General features: G+C 65.2%; 13 protein-coding genes and 1 pseudogene. 1 reads left to right on the top strand and 13 read right to left on the bottom strand.

All coding sequences use genetic code 11. From position 1 onward, the window contains the following. Nucleotides 1–353: 353 nt before the first annotated feature. The 11 genes from AVHM3334_RS19420 to AVHM3334_RS19370 form a co-directional block, all read right to left on the bottom strand. On the bottom strand, nucleotides 354–5,693 hold the full coding sequence (locus tag AVHM3334_RS19420; RefSeq protein WP_284415063.1) for an amidohydrolase family protein: 5,340 nt from the start codon (nucleotides 5,691–5,693) through the stop codon (nucleotides 354–356). A 437-nt stretch (nucleotides 5,694–6,130) separates the two neighbouring features. Continuing rightward, a complete protein-coding gene (locus AVHM3334_RS19415) occupies nucleotides 6,131–6,646 on the bottom strand; it encodes a cupin domain-containing protein (protein WP_284415062.1) in 516 nt (171 codons plus the stop codon). Nucleotides 6,647–6,769: 123 nt separating this feature from the next. Beyond that, entirely contained in the window at nucleotides 6,770–7,348 is a 579-nt protein-coding gene (locus AVHM3334_RS19410) for a YceI family protein (RefSeq protein WP_284415060.1), read from the bottom strand. A gap of 132 nt (nucleotides 7,349–7,480) precedes the next feature. Continuing rightward, nucleotides 7,481–8,056 carry a YceI family protein gene (locus AVHM3334_RS19405; RefSeq protein ID WP_284415058.1) on the bottom strand — a complete coding sequence of 192 codons (576 nt, stop codon included), beginning with the start codon at nucleotides 8,054–8,056 and terminating at the stop codon, nucleotides 7,481–7,483. A gap of 93 nt (nucleotides 8,057–8,149) precedes the next feature. Continuing rightward, complete coding sequence (locus AVHM3334_RS19400) at nucleotides 8,150–8,713, bottom strand: cytochrome b (protein ID WP_284415056.1); 564 nt, start codon at nucleotides 8,711–8,713, stop codon at nucleotides 8,150–8,152. Nucleotides 8,714–9,184: 471 nt separating this feature from the next. After that, complete coding sequence (locus AVHM3334_RS19395) at nucleotides 9,185–10,927, bottom strand: acetyl/propionyl/methylcrotonyl-CoA carboxylase subunit alpha (protein ID WP_284415054.1); 1,743 nt, start codon at nucleotides 10,925–10,927, stop codon at nucleotides 9,185–9,187. Nucleotides 10,928–10,989: 62 nt separating this feature from the next. Next, entirely contained in the window at nucleotides 10,990–12,633 is a 1,644-nt protein-coding gene (gene pxpB, locus AVHM3334_RS19390; RefSeq protein ID WP_284415075.1) for a 5-oxoprolinase subunit PxpB, read from the bottom strand. After that, entirely contained in the window at nucleotides 12,633–13,406 is a 774-nt protein-coding gene (locus AVHM3334_RS19385) for a LamB/YcsF family protein (protein WP_284415052.1), read from the bottom strand. The genes pxpB and AVHM3334_RS19385 overlap by 1 nt, the downstream gene beginning before the upstream one ends. A 110-nt stretch (nucleotides 13,407–13,516) precedes the next feature. Next, nucleotides 13,517–14,200 (bottom strand): pyroglutamyl-peptidase I, encoded by a 684-nt coding sequence (gene pcp, locus AVHM3334_RS19380; RefSeq protein ID WP_284415050.1) that lies wholly within the window; start codon nucleotides 14,198–14,200, stop codon nucleotides 13,517–13,519. A gap of 26 nt (nucleotides 14,201–14,226) precedes the next feature. Continuing rightward, nucleotides 14,227–15,183, bottom strand: coding sequence for a DUF979 domain-containing protein (locus tag AVHM3334_RS19375; RefSeq protein ID WP_284415048.1), 957 nt, complete (start codon nucleotides 15,181–15,183; stop codon nucleotides 14,227–14,229). A 2-nt stretch (nucleotides 15,184–15,185) separates the two neighbouring features. Next, nucleotides 15,186–15,938 (bottom strand): DUF969 domain-containing protein, encoded by a 753-nt coding sequence (locus AVHM3334_RS19370; protein WP_284415046.1) that lies wholly within the window; start codon nucleotides 15,936–15,938, stop codon nucleotides 15,186–15,188. 463 nt (nucleotides 15,939–16,401) lie between these two features. Here AVHM3334_RS19370 and AVHM3334_RS19365 point away from each other — a divergent pair, with 463 nt between their 5' ends. Then, nucleotides 16,402–17,088 (top strand): GntR family transcriptional regulator, encoded by a 687-nt coding sequence (locus AVHM3334_RS19365; protein ID WP_502869948.1) that lies wholly within the window; start codon nucleotides 16,402–16,404, stop codon nucleotides 17,086–17,088. 62 nt (nucleotides 17,089–17,150) lie between these two features. On the opposite strand, the pseudogene AVHM3334_RS19360 reads toward AVHM3334_RS19365, so the two are convergent. Continuing rightward, nucleotides 17,151–17,273 (bottom strand): annotated as a pseudogene (locus tag AVHM3334_RS19360) (LamB/YcsF family protein); the annotation flags it as partial. Between the two features lie 22 nt (nucleotides 17,274–17,295). Continuing rightward, complete coding sequence (locus AVHM3334_RS19355; protein WP_284415044.1) at nucleotides 17,296–18,762, bottom strand: methyl-accepting chemotaxis protein; 1,467 nt, start codon at nucleotides 18,760–18,762, stop codon at nucleotides 17,296–17,298. Nucleotides 18,763–19,129: the final 367 nt, after the last annotated feature.

Below are 19,129 nucleotides of genomic sequence, written 5' to 3'. Positions count from 1 at the left end.
TGATTTCGCCCATCGCCGCCGCCGCGCCGGAAGGGCCCCTGCTGCGTGCGAGCGAACTGGCCCTGTGCCGCCTGGGACAAGCGCCCGACGACCTGGCGGCGCGCATCCAGCGGCGCGGCGGTGGCGCTGCGGAGGATCTGCTGCACGCGCTGCGCCTGATCGCTGCGAGCGGTCATCTGGACCTGGCACAGGTGCAAGGCTATCTGCGGTGCGCGCACACGGGTGCTTGCCAAAGACGTGTCGCCACAAGAGCGGGAAAGCGCCCTGCGGCAACGCGTGCTGTAGGTGTTCCGCGACGCGCACATTGCCGTCACCAACGATGCCAAGACCTGCGCCACGCAGCCAATGCCACCTCAGGTGAAATTCAACGACCGCACATTCGCGCTCGTCCTCACATCGTGGCGCACACCCAGCATGCCGTTCACGCCCTTTATATCGCTGGCCGACTGCTCATTGGCGTTGATCAAAAAGCGTGCTTCCCGGTAGCCAGGGTCTTTGTGGATCGTGTCGATGTCGCGCTTGGCATGTTTGGCGGCGATTTTATCGCCCAGCTTTTCGGACAGTTCGCGGTCCGCCTCCAGCAAGTTGCTGGCTTCCACGTGGCTGGGCCCCCACTCCCAATACAGCTGCGAGGTGCCCGTCAGGTCGCGGTGATCGCGCAGCTGGCCGGCGAATTCGCCGAGGATTTTCTTTTCGGTCTGCACGGCATGGTCGCGGTCTGCACCGTGCCGGGCGGGGAAGAACTTCTTGGCCTTGTCTTCCGCGAAGTTTTCGACGTCGGCCGCCAGGTTCTTCACGAACTCCTTGTTGGTGACCAGTGTCTGGGTGGCGAAGCTCGTGGGCAGTTCCTGGTCGTCGTACAGGATGCGGGTGGTGGTGCGCGTTTCACCGTCCCGGAAGAAATCGGTGGCGATCGAGCCGATATTGGCCACCGCCAGCGAGGTCATGCTGGTCACGGCGTCGGCTGCCACTTCGCCCGGGGCGGGCGTCGGGGCGGTGGCGCCTTCGATCAACCCGCTCAGCGATGCGAGGGCGCCGGTGACGGTGGCTTTGAACGCCTTGGATTCGGATTCGCGAATGACCTTGAGCGTGCCGGACGTGTCTTTGTATTCGAGCGTGCCCAGGCGCGTTTCCCCCGCCACGCTTTCCTGCGGCAGGCCCACGCGCAGGTTGCCGATGGTGGCGCCTGCACCTGCCGACGAACTGCCGGTGAAGCGGTGGTCTTTCTGCTTGACCTCGAAGGCACCGATAGAGATGGCATCGCCAAACTCCTGGTAGGCGCGCTTGACCAGGGAGGTTTTGTCTTCCTTGTTGCCGGGCGCCTGGTAAGGCCCTGCTTCGTCGGGCACGCCGATCAACAGCTTGATCAACCGCGCCTTTTGCTGGGCCAGGTCGCGGTCGCCGCCCACGCCACCGGTCTTGTGGCGCGGAAAGCCGAACACCGCGCCTTCCTGTTCGAGCAGTTCGAAGCTGTGGCCGGCATCCCCGCCGACGGAGGCGGAAAAAGAGGCGACCTCTTTCTTGCCAAGACGAAAGCCCAGCGAGCCGCCAGCGCCTTCCTGATTGCGCCGCACGGTAGACACGCTCATGCGCAAGGAACTGCGGTCCGTGGAAACCCCGGATTCGAAGGAGACGATGCGCGTGCGGCCTCCCCCTAAGTCCGCGCGCACCGACATGGTGGCGCCGGACAAAACGCCCGAGATGACTTCGGAGATGTTGCGGGTGGTGGCCTGCGTGTTGCCGGCATTGGCCAGCGAAAAGCCCGATCCCAGCTCTTCACCGCGGATCATGGAAGCAAGGATTTCTGCGGTTTCCGCACGGTTTTTCCCCTGGATGGGCGTGTTGGCCGGGACACTGACCTGCCCGTTCGCCACGCGGTCGAAGGCGGTCGAGAATGATTTCCAGTCCGGCTGGCCCTCTTCGCGGCGGAGGGTCCGCATTTCCTGCACCGACTCGGCGTCGGTGGGGCCTCCAGCATCGCCGGCCCAGGCCAACAGCCGGGCGGGCGTGAGTGGAACGTTCTGTTCGGCAAGAGCCGCCGTGAGCAGCTCCTGCACCTGCTCCTCGACCTCCGGCGTGCCCGAAGAAGATGCAGGCAGCTCGATAGCGGTGAGCACGGCCGTGCGGACCTGCGCGATCGCGCTCTCCGACAGCTGATCGCCCCGCGCAAGGCGCGGCAGCAGCAGCGCTTCCGTCTTGGCGCGCTGAAGGATTTCGGACCGCACCATGTTCCGCAGCAGGGTGCCGCCCGCGCCGTGGTCATCGAGCAGCGCCTGGCCGGCCACCGCGTTCTGCGCCGTGGGCAATGCGCCGTCACCCGTGCCGCCACGGGCTTTGAGGGTGGACTCCAGCACGTCCACCATGTCCTTCATGGCGCGGCCTTCTTGGATGCCGCCGATGTGCGACAGCTCGAAGCCCATGTTCTTGCCCCGTGAGGAAACGATGGCGTCATAGCCGTAGAACGGGCTTTTGCCGTGGTGCAGCGTTCCGTAGCGCAGCGTGTCGGCGATGCGCTGAAAGCCGCTGGGCGCCGCCATGGCGCGGTTCAAGTGCATGCCCATGGTTTTGGAGGCGCGCGACTCCACCTTCTGGAATTCGCTTTTGGTGCCGTCGGGGTTGCGCGCCTTGTCCGTCACCATGCCGCCGCGCGCCATCTGCACGGCGAAGCGGCAGCCGTGGATCTCGGTGATCGCGGGATCGAGCTCGTCGCGCACGGCCAGCAGCGCTTTTTCCGCCAGGGTGAGAGAAGCACCGTTGGCGATGGGCGCACCCGCCCGGCCTGGCCAGCCATTCGGCGTGGCCCGCACGGCGTCACCGAGCTTGCCGTGCGAGAACATGCTGCCCGGGTCCAACGCTGGAGCGCGTTGGCCGGCGGCCCGCGCCACCTCCGCCGCAGCACGCAGATAGGCGCGCATGGGGCCGCGCTGCGTGGCCGCAAGCGCGGGCGCACCCTCGGCTGCGCCATCGGGCTTGGCGGTGATCTTGCTCAACAGATCCAGCCCCTTGCCGCCTTTGAGGCCTTCGATTTCAGCCGCGAATGCCCAGGCAAGCTGCACATCGGCCGTGATCTCTTCGGCAGGACGCGGGTTGAGCAAGTCATCCACGAGCCGGACCTGCGGCAACGCTTGCAGAATGCGCTCGGCCTGCGCCGTGTCCTTGTTGTAGCCAGCCAGCGCCTTGATCAGGACGGTGGTTTCTCCCGGCGTCATGCCGGTGGCCTCTTTCAATTGCATGACGCTGGCCAGCAAGGCCGTCTTCCGATTGGCAGGGCCATTGAAATGGCTCGTGATGGCGCCGCTGATGGTCGATTCCTTCTTCAGGCTCTGCAGCACGGCGCCCTCCTGGGGCATCGTGCGGCCGACGCGGGTGGCCGCGTTCTGCAGCGTCTTGGGCACCTTGGGCGGTTCGGCGCCTTCCTGCACCACGAAGCTGCCCAGCTTCGGCTTGGCCGACGACACCTTGCTCTGAAAGGGATTCCACACCGGCGATACCGTGGTGCTCGAGAAGCCGAAGCCGTTTTTGAAGGCGCCTTCCTTGATGCCTTCGGTGACCTTCTTCAGCTTGGACAGGCCACTTTGCCGCCGCAGGTCCTGGCCAGCGTGTGCGTCGACCGCAGGCTCTTGCGTGGACGAAGATGCGACGGAATTCTGGCGGGTATGCACGCTGCCGCCGCCATCATCGCCCCCGTCACCGCCGCTCACGGACCCGGCCTCCTCCTCTATCTCGGGTTTGATCACTGGAGGGGGAATGTTCTCATTCCGGGTTTTGACATCGCTCGAACCGTCGCTGACGACGCGTTCGTACTTTGGGTTGGCCTCCACGCCCAGATCGACGACATCAAAAGGCAGACCATCGTCATCGATGTCTTCGCTGTTTTCGATGCCTTCATCGTCGTGAAAGACGGGGCCCGAAGCCGATTCGAAAGCCTGCTGTATCGAAGGCTTTTGAAGCGGCCAGCCCGGCGTGGAAATTTCCGATTTGGAGCCACTTGCGCTGGCATTGCCGGAAGGCTTGGGCGTTGGCGTTACTTCAGATTTGACGGAAGGCTTGGGCGTTGGCGGCGCTTCTTTCTTGGACGATTTGATGCCCACGGCTTTCTTGAGATTGCTGGCAATCTTTGCCTTTAACGATTTACTGCGCTTGGGTTCTGTAGCGGCACTGTCGTCACCGGCTTGCGGCATGCTCTTGGCCATAGCTGCGGCCTTCAGGTCTTTCAGCGTTTGGGCCGTGACCGGGTCACCATCGACATTGGTGATGTGGGTTTCCATGAACTGCCTGGTCAGCACGTTCTGCTCGAACTCACGCACCTTATTGCGCGATGCCACGAACACGCGGTCATAGGTGCCGTTGAGCACGTCGTGCTTGGCTTTGGCGCTCATGCCCTGGAACAGGCCTTCGTCGTACATCTTCTTGGTGGCTTCCCAGGTGCCGGTTTCCTTGGGCGCCAGCGTGTCGGAGCCGAAGGAGATGCGCTCGCTGTGCTTTTCGATGAAGCCGCGCCAGGCGGTGAGCGACTGGTCGTCCTTGCTGATCTGCTTGGCCACTTCGCTCCAGGAAATGTCCAGGTTCAGGTTGGGGCAGTCGTTCAGCAATTTCTCCAATGCGTCGATGTGGCCTTCGCCCTGCTGCACGAACCGGCCGAGGCCGCCGCCGTGCGCCCAGACGATCTGGGTGTCCTTGACCCGGGGGTCGCTGAACATCTTGCGCAGCCCTTCCAGGTTCGCGGGCGGGCGGGCCTCCGTGGATTTGCCCTTGCCGTTGAAGTCCGCCACCTGGTCGTGCAGGTTGTCGATGTCGCAGTGCAATACCACGGGCGTGCCGACCACTCCGGCGACTTCCAGCAGCTTCGTCAGTGGCTCCATGCGGCCAGTCTGGGTGCTGGCCTGGAGCCTGCCGCCGGCGAACATGTCTTCCACGAGTTCTTTGTGCACCGTGATTTCGCCGATGCCGGTAAAGGTGCCCTTGGTCTTGTACAGCTCATGCAGCAGGCGGTCGCTCACGCGGGGGTCGCCCAGATGCAGACCGGTGATCATCGGGTCGAGGCGGCTGCGCTGCGCCTCGCTCATGCCGGAATTCTTGATGGCCGTGGCGATGTCGGTGTTCACGGCCGTGTCCACGTAAAGGATGGATGCGTTGACGATTTCCTTGATGAGATCGGGGTTCTTGCGGAAATCGTCGATGTCCAGCTTGGGGCGGCTGGCCGAGTTTTCGCGCGCGGGATCGGCCAGCACGCGGTCTTCGATGGACTTGGGCACGTAGTAGAACTCGAGCGGGCCGCAATGGTGGGCATGCTCGCTGCCGCCCAGTTGTTCGGAAATTTCGTGGGGATTGAGGACGGTGGTCGCACCGTCGGCACCGGGCAGCTCGGCTTGCAGCAGCGACGTGGGGATCGGCATCAGCGTGGTGTTGCGCACGCCGATGTCGTCCATCATCTTCAGCAATTGCTGCGGGTTCAGGCCGCGCTGCACGTAGTTGGTGGGGTGCATGTGGCTGTCGCTGTGCGCGTCCAGCCCACTCGACATGACGTAGCCCGGTATTTCGAAGTGATTACCCGTGGTGATGGGCGTGCCGGTTTTCGCGTTGTGTAGCACGGCTGCAGTCTGCCGCTTGGCGATCAGCGAATCGGGTCGTACGCTGCCATCGCTGAACCGCTGAGGCGATGCGACAGTCACGCTCTTGTCAGGCGTTGGCACGGCGGTAGATTTTTTTGAACGACCCATTACGGATCGCAAACCGTCAAAGACCCCGTGCGAACCCAGTTTAGAAGATGAAGATTTCTTCGAAGAAGTGGGAGTGCCACTCTGGGTTCCCGACGGGTTCTGCAACGAGGGGATACCCTGAGTGGACACAGACGACTTTTTGACGGTGTTCATAAATATCTTTCAGTAATTAACAAAGACTTTTGAGCTTTATTAATTCTTATTCGACACCCAGCACCTCAGTCTTAACAAGCGAAAAAACCGCCATGAAAGCGAAATTCATTTCGTTTTCATGACATTGCTGATTCACTTTTTTCATTGGACAAATAGGTAAAAATTTGACTTTCTCAATGCAGTCAGCGGCTTTTTTGAAGAGATTTTGAAATTGATTTAATAATTATTTCATTAATTTAAATAAAACTGATAAAAATCTATTTTTGCGGTTCGAATTCATCATTTTCAGACACCATGGGCACATAGACCCGCACCCAGGTTTTATCGTTGGAAATCATTTTCCAGCTATGCCCTTCGCCCTCGGTGTCCTCGGCAAGCAGCACCACTCCAGGCGCAAGACGGAATGTGGAACCATCGCTGACGCGGAATTCCAATTCTCCTTGCAGCGGAATGACATACTGCCGCCGAGGCGCCGGATGGGTGTTTTGTTCCCAGGCCTCCACCGAGTTGCTCAGCCAGAACTGCTGGCTCTGGATCTTGTGCAGCGCAGGCACCGTGCCGCGCACGAACGCAGCCCGGTGGTCGGGTGTGTTGTAGAGCTTGATGGCGGGAATGCGTGCGGCCGCTTCGTCACCCGCCCATGCACCAGCCGTTGCGCTCACCATCGCAGCGAGTGCCAGCGCGGTGCGTGCCGCAGGCGCACATCGATTCATCAGAGTTTTCATAAAACCGGTTTCATCCTTGTTCGTCTTGAAAATGGGAAGAGAAGACACGCCCTGGGCTCGTCGGAGACCCCAAGCAGGCAGCCTTCCCATGAAAAAAAGACCGGCCCTGTGCAGCGGTGTGCGCGGGGTCCGGCCCTGGCCGCTCGCAGCCCGAGGGCCGCGAGGGAAGGCTTACTGCTTGACGGCTTCGATCTGCGCCACGATGCGCACGTTCTTGGGGAAGCCGTACTGCACGCCGTAGTCGGCACCGAACTGGGTGCGGTCGATGGTGGTTTCGAAATCGCCGCCGCACACTTCACGCTTGAGCATGGGGCTTTGGTAGCAGGCGAACTGGTTCGCCTTGAAGGTGGCGGGCTGGGTCTTGCCCTTGATGGTCAACTCGCCGGCCACGGACACCAGCTTGTCGCCTTCGAACGTGAACTTGTCGCCCACGAACTTGGCCGTGGGGTACTTGGCGGCGTCGAAGATGTCCGGGCCTTGCAGGTGCTTGTCGAACGGTGCCGTTCCGGTGTTGATGGAGGTGATGTCGATCGTCAGCTCCACCTTGCCGGTCTTGGCGGCCTTGTCCAGCTGCACGGTGCCTTCCTTCTTGTCGAAGCGGCCGCGGTTCACGCTGGCACCGAAGTGGCTGATCTCGAACGTGGCGAAGGTGTGGGTCGGGTCCACGGCATACGTGGCGGTCTGGGCCTGCACGGCGCCAGCGGCCAGGGTTGCAGCCACGACGGCAAGGGCGAAGAGGGATTTGCGCATGTCGGTATCTCCGGTTGAAAAATCAAAAAACGTTGACGGGATGGGACGGCAAGGGAAAGGTCGGCGGAAACGAAAGCCCGAGGCGCTGCCTGGAACGGGCCGCAGCGCCGGACGAGCTTCAGAGCGGGAGCGTCACAGCTTGCCCACGCCGGTGAGCGCGAGCTTGAACTTGACCTGCACGTCGTCGGCCACCATGGACGTATCGGCCCATTCGTTCTCGCCGATCTTGAAGGCCAGGCGCTTGATGGCGAAGCTGCCCGTGGCCGTGGTGGTGGCGCCGCTCTGGGCCAGCGTGACGGGGACGGTAAGGTCCTGCGAGGCGCCCTTGATGCTGAGCTTGCCGGCCACTTCGTACTTGCCCGCGCCGACCGCCTTGATGGACGTGGACTGGAAGGTGGCCTGCGGGAACTTGGGCACGTTGAACCACGTCGGCTTGGGCAGCTCGGCGTCCGATTCCTTCACGCCCAGGGTGGCGCTGCCCGTATCCACTGTGAAGGCGATCTTGCTGGTGGCGAGCTTGGCGGGATCGAAAGCCACCTGGGCGTCGAACTTCTTGAACCTGCCTTCGACGGGCACGCCCATCTGCTTGCTCACGAAGGTGATCTCGCTCTGCTCGGGCACGAGCTTTTGCTGGGCGAATGCCGGAGCGCTGGCCAGCAGCGCGGTGGAGGCCAGCGCAAGGCCCGCCAAGGTGATCGAATATTTCATGGACAGGACTCCGTCAGTCAACAACAAACCAAAACCCGGGAAAACCGTGCGGGCGATACCAACCGGCAACCGCGCGGCCAGCGAAACGATCCATCAGCCCCGGCCCGGCAGCATGCGCGACAGCAGGCCGTCACGGTCGATGAACTGGTGCTTGACCACCGCCGCCACGTGCAGCACGACCAGCGCCGCCAGCGCATAGGCCGTGATCTCGTGCCAGGGCTTGATGGCCTCGGCCAACTCGGGGCTCACCGGCACGAAGCTGGGCAGCGGCACGACGCCGAGGAACACGATGGGAAACCCGGCCGCCGAGCTATAGGCCCAGCCGACGAGCGGAACGATGAAAAAGAGCGCGTACATCAAATGGTGCGTGCCATGGTGCGCGAGGTGCTGCCAGCGGGGCATGGCGGCCTGCATGGCTGCGGGCAACGCGGGCGGACGGTGGGTGAAGCGCCAGACCAGGCGCAGCGCCGACAGCGCCAGGATCGTCACGCCGGCCCACTTGTGCCAGTTGTAGAGCTTCAGCCGCTGGGGAGAGAAGGGCAGCCCCGTCATGTACCAGCCCACCGAGAAAATGCCCACGAGCGCCAGGCCGAGAATCCAGTGCAGGGCGATGGCCGTGATCCCGTAGCGGGATGATCGTGGCAAGGGAGGCGTCATGGTCTTGAAACGGTTTCGTGAGGTGGAATGTTGCCCTGCAACACTCGGGCATGGCCGCAGTGTAGAGAGCCTTTTATGCGCCAAGTTTCAATCGAATTGACGCAATGATTCAAAAATTATGAATACTCAATCATTGCCTCCACTCTGGCACCGGAGTCTTTTGGAGCGACGGCTGAACGCGAAGACTACCGTTCTCGGGAGCATTCGCCAAGCCCCGGGCTTCCTGGACCGGCTCGACACCCTCCATCGCTGCGGGGTAAGCACAGCCGGCATGACACGGCCCAAGGCTCCGGAACGGCATTTCGGAATGCTCCTATAAAAACAGCCGCCAGCGCTTGATGAATAAGCGCTGGCGGCTATTAATAAAGGAGCAATCCTGCCAGGCATGCAGGCATCGTTCCGAGGCTGGGCGCATCGCTCCTCGCCCCCTCCCCCACTCTTGTCTTGTCTTTTTGTCTCGTCTCGTCGCGCTTACTTGGCGTCCTGGATGTCCGCGATGGTTTTGCCGGCTGCGTGGTAGCTGCCAGCGGCGGCACGCAGCGCGATGGTGCCCGCACGGTGCGCGGTGACCTGCATTTCCATCTTCATGGCTTCCATGACAGCGATCACGTCGCCCTTGGCCACGGTGTCGCCTTCGGCCACTTTCCAGGTCTGCAGCGTGCCGGCGATGGGCGCGGCCACGGCGTTCGGGTCTTCGGTCGCCTTGTCGGCCGCACCCGCACCGGCAGGTGCGCCGCCCGGGGCCGATTGCAGGCCGCGCAGCAACTCGGGCGGCAGGCCCAGGGACACGCGGCGTCCGTCGATTTCCATCGCGGTGCGCACCAGGGTGGTATCAGCCACGGGCTCGGCGCGCAGGGCAGCAGCCAGGTCGGGGGCGAAGTCGGTTTCGATCCAGCGGGTGTGGACCTTGAAGCCCTCCCCGCCCACGAAGTCCGGATGGCCGATCACCGCGCGGTGGAACGGCAGCACCGAGGCCACGCCTTCGATCTTGAACTCGCTCAGCGCACGCTTGGCGCGGGCGATCGCCTGCTCGCGCGTGGCGCCGGTCACGATGAGCTTGGCCATCAGCGAGTCGAACGTGCCCGGCACGACCGAGCCGGACTGCACGCCGCTGTCCACGCGCACGCCGGGGCCGGAGGGCGGTGCGAAGTGATGCACCGGACCGGGCGTGGGCAGGAAGCCCCGGCCCACGTCTTCGGCGTTGATGCGGAATTCGATGGAGTGGCCCAGCGGCTTGGGCGTTTCGGTCACGGTGAGGGCGTGGCCGTCGGCGATGCGCAATTGCTCCAGCACCAGGTCGATACCCGTCGTTTGCTCGGTCACCGGGTGTTCGACCTGCAGGCGCGTGTTCACTTCCAGGAACGAGATGGTGCCGTTGCCGCTGAGCAGGAATTCGACCGTGCCCGCGCTGGTGTAGCCCGCTTCGGCGCAGATATCGCGTGCGGACTGGTGGATGCGCGCGCGCTGCTCTTCGGAAATGAAAGGCGCCGGGGCTTCTTCCACCAGCTTCTGGTTGCGCCGCTGCAGCGAGCAGTCGCGCGTGCCCAGCACCAGCACGTTGCCGTGCGTGTCGGCCAGCACCTGGGCCTCGATGTGGCGCGGGCGGTCCAGGAACTGCTCGACGAAGCACTCGCCGCGGCCGAACGCCGTGACGGCCTCGCGCACGGCGGAGTCGTACAGCTCGGCCACTTCGTCCATGCGCCACGCGACCTTCATGCCGCGGCCGCCGCCGCCGAATGCCGCCTTGATGATGATCGGCAGGCCATGCTGCTCGGCGAAGGCGAGAACCTCGCTCGCGTCGTTCACGGGCTCGGAGGTGCCGGCCACCAGCGGCGCGCCGACCTTGAGCGCGATCTTGCGGGCCTCGACCTTGTCGCCCAGGCGCGCGATGGCCGTGGGCGAGGGGCCGATCCAGGTCAGGCCGGCGTCGATGACGGCCTGCGCGAAGGCCGCGCTTTCCGACAGGAAGCCGTAGCCCGGATGCACCGCGTCGGCGCCGCTGCGCTTGGCGATGGCCAGCAGCTTTTCGATGTGCAGGTAGGTGTCGGCCGGCCGGTCGCCGTCCAGGCCATAGGCTTCGCTCGCCATGCGCGCATGCACGGCGTCGATGTCGGCGTTGGCATAGACCGCCACGGAGGCGATGCCGTAGTCGGCACAGGCGCGGGCGATGCGGACGGCAATTTCGCCGCGGTTGGCGATGAGGACTTTTTTCATGTCAGTGGGCTCTTTAATCGGTGATGGGGGGCGGTAATCGGTGGGGCGCGAACGGGTGCCGCTCAGGCAGCGGCACCACGCGTGGTGGCCTCGAAGTCGCAGATCGGGTTGAAGCGCACCCAGGCGTTGACGGGAATCTGCCCGGCGCGGTCCAGGTGGTGCGGCGCGACGGTGCCGATGACGGGGTAGCCGCCGGTGAGCGGGTGGTCGGCCAGGAACAGCACGGGCTGGCCGCTCGGCGGCACCTGGATGGCGCCGATGCAGGTGCCTTCGCTGGGCAGTTCGCCGCCCACGGCGCGCGCGAGGGGTTCGGCGCCCGCCAGGCGAATGCCCACGCGGTTGGACTGGGGCGTGACCTGCCAGCGCTGCGCGGCCAGCAAGGCGACCGCTTCGGGCGTGAACCAGTCGGTGCGCGGGCCGAGCACCACGTCGAGCGTGATGTCTTCGTCCACCGTGGGCAGGCCCTCGGGAGGCACCTCGGGGGCGCCGACCACGGCGCTGCCGGTCACGGGCCGCACGGCCAGCAGGTCGCCGTTGGCGACGGCCGCAGGGCCCACACGGGCCAGCGTGTCGGTGGCGCAGCTGCCCAGCACGGGCCTGACGGCGAAGCCGCCGCGCACGGCCACGTAGCAGCGCGTGCCGGCCACGGGCTCGCCCACGGCGAGCGTGTCGCCATCGGCCAGGGCGATGGGCTGGTAGCGCGGCACGGGCCAGCGCAGGCCACTTGCATTGGTCAACGTCAAGGGCGCATCGGCCCCCGTGACGGCCACGACGTTCTCGCCGCGGCTGCGCAACTGCAGGCCGCCGTTCACAGTCTCCAGGCAGGCGCCGTCGGAGGCATTGCCGGCCAGGCGGTTGGCGGCCTTGCAAGCGGTCTGATCCATGGCGCCGGAGGCCGAGACGCCCTGCCCCGCCTGGCCATGTCGGCCCACGTCCTGGAACAGGGTCTGCAGGCCGGCCGACACCACTTCGAGCGCGGGGCCCGTGTCGGCAGGCGTGCCATCGGATGCGGGCAGCACTGCGGCAGGTGCAGCGGACTCAGAGCCTTTTTGGCCTCCAGCGCATGATTCACTAGGGGATGTTGCTATATTTTTTGTAGCAATATCCACAAACCGCACCCGGTCGCCGGGCTGCAGCAGCGCGGGGACGGGGCGGCCCAGGTCCCACATGGCGGTGGGCGTGGTGCCGATGATCTGCCAGCCGCCCGGGCTGGCCTGCGGGTACACGCCGCTGAAGGTGCCTGCCAGGCCCACGGCGCCGGCCGGAATGCGGGTGCGCGGCGTGGTGCGGCGCGGCACGTTCAGGCTGGGGTGGCCGCCCGTGAGGTAGCCGAAGCCGGGTGCGAAGCCGGTGAAGGCCACGGTGTACTCGCTGCCGGTGTGGCGCTGGATCACCTCTTCGGGCGTGATGCCGAGCATGCCCGCCACTTCGGCCAGGTCCTCTCCGTCGTAGTGCATGGGGATTTCGACCAGCGTGGTGCCGCGCTCGGCCTGGGCGCTCACGTCGCGCCGGGCGATGGCTTCGGTCAGGGCGGACAGCGATTGCACCGTCGGCCGGAAATGGATGAGGATCGTGCGGGCTGCGGGCACCATTTCCTCGATGCCGGCAATGGGGTCGCGCCGCAGCGAAGCGAGCAGCGCCAGGGTCTGGTCGAGATCGTCCAGCTCGACCATGAGCGCATTCAGGTTGACGGTGAGGAACCGCATCATGCCGCCACCAGCTGCGCCGCGAAGGACTCGATGGTCACGCCGGCCTGCTCGAAGCGCTGGCGCACCTGGCGCGCGATGGCCACGGCATCGGGGCTGTCGCCGTGCACGCAGATCGAGTCGGCGCCGATGCGAACCAGGCTGCCATCCACGGCTTCGATGACGCCGTCGGACACCAGGCGCAGCATGCGCTCGGCGATCAGGGCGGAGTCGTGCAGCACCGCGCCCCTTTCGCGGCGCGAGACCAGCGTGCCGGCGGGCGTGTAGGCCCGGTCGGCGAAGGCTTCGGCCACCACGCGCAGGCCGGCGTCGCGCGCCCAGCCGATCAGCGGGGAGCCGGCCAGGGCCACCAGCACCAGGCGGTCGTCCACCTCGCGCAGGGCCGTGATCACGTCGCGCGCCTGCCGGGCATCGTGGGCGATGGTGTTGTACAGCGCGCCGTGCGGCTTCACGTAGTGCACTTCGGTGCCGGCGGCCTTGGCCAGGCCCTGCAATGCCCCGATCTGGTAGATGACGTCGGCCACGAGGTCGGCGCTGTCCACGTCCATGTTGCGGCGTCCGAAGCCCACCAGGTCACGGTAGGCGACGTGTGCGCCCACCACCACGTCGCGGGCCTTGGCATCGCGCAGCGTGCGCAGGATGCCGGCGGCATCGCCCGCATGGAAGCCGCACGCCACGTTGGCGCTGCTCACGATGTCCAGCATGGCCGAGTCATCGCCCATGCGCCATGCGCCGAGGCTCTCGCCCAGGTCGCTGTTCAGATCCATTTTCATCGTCGTTCTCCTGGCGGTCGGTGCCGCCGCTATCTACATCAGATTTCTCCAACCCACGGGCGCTGGCTGCAGCGCCCCGGATCGCGTTCGGGCAGTCGTCGCTGCCGCCGTCAGTGCAATTGGCCTGCCGTCTCGCGCACGTCCTGGTGCACCGCCAGCGCGGTGCGGATCACCGCACGCAACGCCTGCACCTGCGTGTCCAGCGCCACGCTGGGCGCACCCGGCACCCGCGCCGCCTGCTCGGGCAGATACGGCACGTGGATGAAGCCGCCGCGCGCGGGAGGCTGCCTGGCCGCTGCGCCGCCCGCCTGCTGGGCCAGCCGGTGCATCAGCGCGTAGAAAAGGTGGTTGCAAACGAAGGTGCCGGCCGTGTTGGACACTGCCGCAGGCAAGCCTTCGGCCCGCAGGTCGCGCACGATCGCCTTGATGGGCAACGTGGAAAAGTACGCGGCCGGCGCCCCGGGCACCACGGCGGTGTCCACGGGCTGCTGGCCGGCGTTGTCGGCGATGCGGGCATCGTCCAGGTTGATCGCCACGCGTTCGATCGACACCTCGGTGCGGCCACCGGCCAGGCCCAGGCAGATCACCAGGGCAGGCTGCCAGCGGGCCAGCGCCTCGTCGAGCGCCTGGGCGGCCTTGCCGAAGACGCAGGGGAGCCTCTCGGCCTGCACGGTGGCGCCACCGTGCTGCCAGCCGTCCAGCGCGCGCGCCACTTCCCAGCTGGGGTTGACCGTATCGCGCTCGAAGGGCTCGAAGCCCGTGACGAGCACATGGAAGGGGACGGCATCTGGCACGTGGCGACCTTTCTTGCTTTCTTGCGTCAGCGGAACATCAGGAAGTACAACAGGAACACGTTGCAGGTGAGCAGCGCGAGGGCCGTCGGCACCTGCGCGCGGATGACCGCATTCTTGTCCGGCAGCTCCAGCAGCGCGGCGGGCACGATGTTGAAGTTGGCGGCCATCGGGGTCAGCAGCGTGCCGCAGTAGCCCGAGAGCATGCCGATCGCGGCCATCACGGCGGGGTCGCCGTGGTACACGCCCAGCAGAATCGGCACGCCCACGCCACCCGTCATGACCGGGAAGGCGGCGAAGCCGTTGCCCATGATGATGGTGAAGAGCGCCATGCCGATCACGTACACGGCACAGGCCACGAAGCGGATGTCCATGTTGATGTAGCTGGTGGTGATGTACGCCACGGCCTTGCCCACGCCGGCATCGGAGAACACCAGGCCGAGCATGCCCAGCATCTGCGGCAGCACAAGGGCCCAGCCCAGCGCGTCGGTCAGGCGGCGCGATTCGCGCAGGCCCTGCACGGGGCTCTCGCGGGTCAGCCAGCAGGCCAGCGCCAGGGACAGCACGCAGCCGACGCCCAGGCTCACCAGCGTGGTGTTCTTGGGATCGATCAGCGGCACGCCGCCCACCATCAGGTGCTTGGCCGACAGGGTGCCGATCATCGTGATGACCGGAATCGCCAGGGCGGGAATGAAGAGGCGGTTGCCCAGGCGCTTGGCGCTGGTCTGGTATTCGGCCGGGGTGCGGGGGGCGTGCTTGCCCGAGCCCACGCCGCCGAAGCCGGCGATGACGGCCATGATCACGGCGCCGATGCCCACCCATATGGGTGGCAGCAGGTCGCCGACGAGGAAGACCAGCGAATACAGCGCCCAGAACAAGCCGCTGGAAAAGCGCTTGGGGTTGCTGCGGTCGGCCACGGTCGTCACCGCGGTGACGGCCAGGATCGCGCCGACGAGGTAGTACAGGTGTTGGATGGTCAGCGTCATGCTCATGCTCCCTTGGCACCGGACACGGTGGCGGCGCCGTTGCCGGCAGCGGATTCGGCGGCAGCGTGCGCTGCCAGTTCGCGGGCCAGCGTGCGGTCCAGGCGATTCAGGCGCCAGGCATGGATCAAGAAAGCGCAGACGGCGGTGGGAATGCCCCACAGCGCGATGTGGATCGGCTCGACATCCACCCCGGCTTCATGCAGGAAGGTGCTCATTAGCACGATGGCGCCGAAGGCCACGAAGATGTCTTCGCCGAAGAACAGGCCCACGTTGTCGGTCGCGGCGGAGAAGGCGCGCAGCTTGTGGCGGATGCGGTCCGGCAGCTTGCCGTAGCGCGCCTCGGTGGCGCCTTCGGCCATGGGGGCCAGCAGGGGGCGCACCATCTGGGGATGGCCGCCCAGGCTGGTCAGGCCGATGGCGGCCGTGAGCTGGCGGGCACCCAGATAGACGATGAGCAGGCGGCCGGCCGTGGCCGACTTGATGCTGCTGATCCAGTTCTGTGCATGCTGGCGCAGGCCGTGGCGCTCCAGCAGGCCGATCACCGCCAGGGGCAGCAGGATGATCAACGGAAGATTGCGCGTCTTGATGAACCCGGTACCGATGGTGGCCAGTATCTTGTCGATCGGAAACCCGGCGGCGAACGCGGTGGCGATCGCCGTGACGATCACCACCAGCATCGGGTTGAACCGCAGGATGAACCCCGCGATGATGACCGCCACCCCGATGAGCGGCCACAGATTGACTACGTTTTGCATCTTGAACTTCCTTGAATACATACAGCCTTGGTCTGCCCGGTTCCTTCTTCTTCGCTGCCGGAGCAGGAAGAGGTGTGGCAGACCGTTGGACCCCTTTGCCGGTTCGGAAAGCGCCAGGGCAATGAAAGCTGCTGCCCTGGCTCGGTCTGGACCGGCTCCGCACACAACGCAAGTTGCATGCCAATCGATGAACAACAAATCGGTGATCGACCTTTGAAAATATCACCATTGTTGAACAATGCATAAGCAATGAGGCAACAAAATTCACCAATTTGTTTCACGATCTGCCGATTTTGCCCAACAACAGGGAATCACCCCGCCCCGGACAAACCCTAGGAAAAGGGCATTCGAATGCCGCATTCCACAGGGTGGATTTTTGCGGGATGGCTGATCTGCTACAAAGTGTGGAACCCGCATTCCGCTGCCGCACGACGTGCCGCCCGATGCGCCTCGACTGCCAGGCATGACCATCGAAACCCCCACGAACGCCCAGACCCTGAACGAACGGATGGCCGAGCTCATCCGCCAGAAGATCGTCAAGGGAGAGTTCTCGCCCGGCCAGCGACTCTCGGAAGCCGCCCTGAGCGAAAGCCTGGCGATCTCGCGCAATACGCTGCGCGAGGTATTCCGCCTGCTGACCAAGGAAGGCCTCGTCAAGCACGAGCCCAACCGCGGCGTGTCGGTGGCCATTCCCAGCATCGCGTCGATCATCGACATCTACCGCGTGCGCCGGCTCATCGAGTGCCAGGCCATCGCGCATGCCTACCCCCGCCATCCCGCCAAGAAGCACCTGCGCGAAGCGATCGATACCGCGGTGCGCTGCCGCGGGTCGTCCGACTGGCAGGGCGTGGGCACGGCCAACATGGAGTTCCACATGGCCATCGTCGAGCTGGCCGACAGCGAACGGCTGAACGTGATGTTCCGGCACGTGCTGGCCGAACTGCGGCTGGCCTTCGGGCTGCTGAACGACCCCGAGTTCCTGCACGCGCCCTATGTGGACATGAACGTGAAGATCGTCGAGCTGTTCGAGGCCGGCAAGCTGCAGGAGGCCTCGGCCCAGCTCAACGAATACCTCGTGCATTCCGAACGCATCGTGCTGGCCGTGTACGCCCGGCGCATCTCCGACACCGGCTTGCCGGCGGGCTGGTAGGCCCGGTCGGCGAAGGCTTCGTCCACCTCGCGCAGTGCGGTGGTCACATCGCGTGCCTGCCGGACCACGTCGCGGGCCTTGGCATCGCGCAGCGTGCGCAGGATGCCGGTGGCATCGCCCGCATGGAAGCCGCAGGCCACGTTGGCGCTGCTCACGATGTCCGGCATGGCCGCGCCATCGCCCATGCGCCATGCGTTTTGCCAACAATTACCCGTGCGACGGCTGGGTGCCTAAATGAAACCGCCCCATGGCGACATTGAGCCGGATGGCCTGGTCCTGCAGGCTTTGGGCGGCTGCAGCACCTTGCTCCACCAACGCGGCGTTTTGCTGGGTGACTTCGTCCAGGGCAGTCACCGCAAGACTGACCTGGGCGATTTCATCGCTTTGCCCGAGGCTGGCAGCGCTCAGGCCGGACAGGATTTGCGTCAGTTGGGCAACGCTGACCACCACTTCGGACATCGTGGCGCCTGCCCGGGCCACGAGCTCGGCCCCCTCGTCCACGCGAACCACGCTGCTCTGTATCAAGTCCCGGATCTGCTTGGACGCTTCGGCGCTGCGCCCGGCCAGACTGCGCACCTCACTGGCCACCACGGCAAAACCCCGACCTTGCTCGCCAGCGCGCGCGGCTTCCACCGCCGCATTCAGCGCCAGAATGTTGGTCTGAAACGCAATGCCGTCAATGACGCCGATGATGTCGGCGATGCGCTGGCTGCTGTGGTGGATGTCCTGCATCGTGCGCACCACTTTCTGCACCACATCGCCCCCTCGATGGGCCACCCGGGCGGCCTCTTGCGCCAGTTGGTCGGCGTGGCGGGCCTGTTGTGCGTTGCCGTCCACCGTAGCGGCCAATTGCTCCAGGCTCGCCGCAGTTTGCTGCAGGTGCGCCGCCGCGCCCTCGGTGCGCCCGCTCAGGTCTCCATTGCCCGCCGCAACCTCTGCACTGGCCGTGTGAATGGACGCACCGGCGCTGCGTACCTCTTGCACCACATGGTGCAGGGCCCGCGCCATCTGATCGAGTGTTTGCAGCAAGTCCCCAATTTCATCGTCGGAGCGCGCCTGCAGCCGCACGGTCAAGTCGCCCCCGGCCACACGGGCAGCGGCAGCGCTGGCCTCTTGCAGCGGCCGCACGATGGAGCGACGCAGCAGCCAACTGCACAGTGCCGAAAGCACCACCACAAACACGACCGCAATGGCACTGACCCACTGGGCACGCTGCGATTCGCCCACCATGGCTTCGGAGCCCTCCAGCGCTGCGCGTTCAGTCTGGGCCAGAAACACATCCAGGGCTTTCAGGTAAGCGGCCAGTGCCTCTGCATGCCCCTGCAGCTCACGCTGGCTGATCACTTTGGATTCGAGCGAAGCGGTCATCAGTGCATCGCGCAGGCGTGCATAGGTCGCACGCTGCTCCATCGCTGCGCGCAGCGCAACGCGAACCGGCTCCGGCACGCTGGGTTGGGCCATGGCCTGCTCTACCCCGCTGACCCGGGCCGTGTCCTGGTCTTGCTGCACACGCATTTCCGCCACCAGCGGAAACACGTCGGTAGAAATCGTGGCACGCAGCGCGATTTGCCCCATCAACACCGACTGCGTCTTCCAGTCGCGCACCATGCGCTCCAGCGGCAACAACTCGCGCACCAACACCTGGGCCTGCCGGGATGTGGTCTGTCCAGACATCCAGCTGACCACACCCAACACACATACGGCCAATGTCAACACGCCGAACCCCATCGCCAATTTCACCCCCACGGTCCAACGCATTCGGGTGCGGCGCGGGTCAGTCTGGCTGTCGTCCGGCCCCCTGGGCTCCCGAGGTATCTGCTTCGTACCTTCCACGGCAGGCAAAGCCAGCGATGCAGATCGAAGATCCAAAGAAAGAAGACTGTCCATGAAAAACCCTTGATGATGTCAATGCCATCCGATGCGTTCCCGCTGGGCGCGGGCAACGGCAGCCGCAGGCTCGACCCTGTCGGCATTCGAATGTGAGGCCAAAGGACGAGCCCATCACGCCCCCCGAGCATTGGTCGCGCGGGCGGGCAACGCA

This window comes from Acidovorax sp. SUPP3334 (assembly GCF_030159055.1).
Taxonomy (GTDB): Bacteria; Pseudomonadota; Gammaproteobacteria; order Burkholderiales; family Burkholderiaceae_C; genus Paracidovorax.
The sequence above is the reverse complement of the archived record's forward strand: the minus strand, read 5'-3'. Positions and strand labels throughout refer to the sequence as shown.

Coding starts and splice junctions, on each gene's coding strand:
- AVHM3334_RS19375 (WP_284415048.1), bottom strand. CDS start 15,183: ATGACGCTGACCATCCAACACCTGTACTACCTCGTCGGCGCGATCCTG.
- AVHM3334_RS19400 (WP_284415056.1), bottom strand. CDS start 8,713: ATGACGCCTCCCTTGCCACGATCATCCCGCTACGGGATCACGGCCATC.
- AVHM3334_RS19395 (WP_284415054.1), bottom strand. CDS start 10,927: ATGAAAAAAGTCCTCATCGCCAACCGCGGCGAAATTGCCGTCCGCATC.
- AVHM3334_RS19385 (WP_284415052.1), bottom strand. CDS start 13,406: ATGAAAATGGATCTGAACAGCGACCTGGGCGAGAGCCTCGGCGCATGG.
- AVHM3334_RS19355 (WP_284415044.1), bottom strand. CDS start 18,762: ATGTCTGGACAGACCACATCCCGGCAGGCCCAGGTGTTGGTGCGCGAG.
- pxpB (WP_284415075.1), bottom strand. CDS start 12,633: ATGCGGTTCCTCACCGTCAACCTGAATGCGCTCATGGTCGAGCTGGAC.
- AVHM3334_RS19410 (WP_284415060.1), bottom strand. CDS start 7,348: ATGCGCAAATCCCTCTTCGCCCTTGCCGTCGTGGCTGCAACCCTGGCC.
- AVHM3334_RS19405 (WP_284415058.1), bottom strand. CDS start 8,056: ATGAAATATTCGATCACCTTGGCGGGCCTTGCGCTGGCCTCCACCGCG.
- AVHM3334_RS19365 (WP_502869948.1), top strand. CDS start 16,402: ATGACCATCGAAACCCCCACGAACGCCCAGACCCTGAACGAACGGATG.
- AVHM3334_RS19370 (WP_284415046.1), bottom strand. CDS start 15,938: ATGCAAAACGTAGTCAATCTGTGGCCGCTCATCGGGGTGGCGGTCATC.